Origin of the sequence: Mesorhizobium sp. M7A.F.Ca.CA.003.01.2.1 (genome assembly GCF_003998945.1) — a bacterium.
GTDB lineage: Bacteria > Pseudomonadota > Alphaproteobacteria > Rhizobiales > Rhizobiaceae > Mesorhizobium > Mesorhizobium ciceri.
Genome location: NZ_RZRA01001581.1, coordinates 1 through 586, shown reverse-complemented (window position 1 = coordinate 586; position 586 = coordinate 1). Strand labels below are relative to the sequence as shown.

Annotated in this window: 1 protein-coding gene and 2 pseudogenes; all 3 read right to left on the bottom strand. The window is 61.3% G+C overall.

Annotated features, from left to right (window positions below):
* Positions 1-181: pseudogene (gene rplB, locus EN969_RS34350) on the bottom strand (50S ribosomal protein L2); the annotation flags it as partial.
* Between the two features lie 22 nt (positions 182-203).
* Positions 204-497, bottom strand: a complete 294-nt coding sequence (locus EN969_RS34345) for a 50S ribosomal protein L23 (protein WP_013531424.1) — start codon at positions 495-497, stop codon at positions 204-206.
* Positions 494-586: pseudogene (locus tag EN969_RS34340) on the bottom strand (50S ribosomal protein L4); the annotation flags it as partial. The gene EN969_RS34345 and the pseudogene EN969_RS34340, both read right to left, overlap by 4 nt.

The window sequence follows — 586 nt, the reverse complement described above, 5'->3', positions numbered from 1 at the left end:
AACGTTTGTGACCACCGCCGATGAAGCGGGCGGTGATGCGACCGTGATTGTTGCGGCCGCCCGACTTGGTCAGGCCTTCGGTCAGACCCTTGACGGGCTTGCCCTTGTAGAGGCCCGAGCGGTCGACGATGACCAGCTGACGGGTGCTGGGCGTTACCGGGTTGAATTTTTTCAGTGCCATTGTTCTGTCCTCGCGGCCTTGCTCAGAGACCCGTCGCGACGTCGATCGACTGGCCATCGGCCAGCGTCACAACCGCCTTCTTGACGTCGCTCTGGCGGCCAACCGTGCCACGGAAGCGCTTGATCTTGCCCTTGCGGACAAGCGTGTTCACGGCCATCACCTTGACGCCGAACAGCGCTTCGACGGCGGCCTTGATTTCCGGCTTCGACGCCTTCTTGGCGACGTTGAAGACGACCTTGTTCTGCTCGGAGGCCATGGTCGACTTTTCGGTGATCGCCGGCGAGACGATCACGTCGTAATGACGAAGGTCGGTCATTTAAAACGCTCCTCGAGAGCCTCGACGGCGGCCTTCGAAAGGACCAGCGTGCCGCGGCGCAGAATGTCGTAGACGTTGATGCCCTGGAT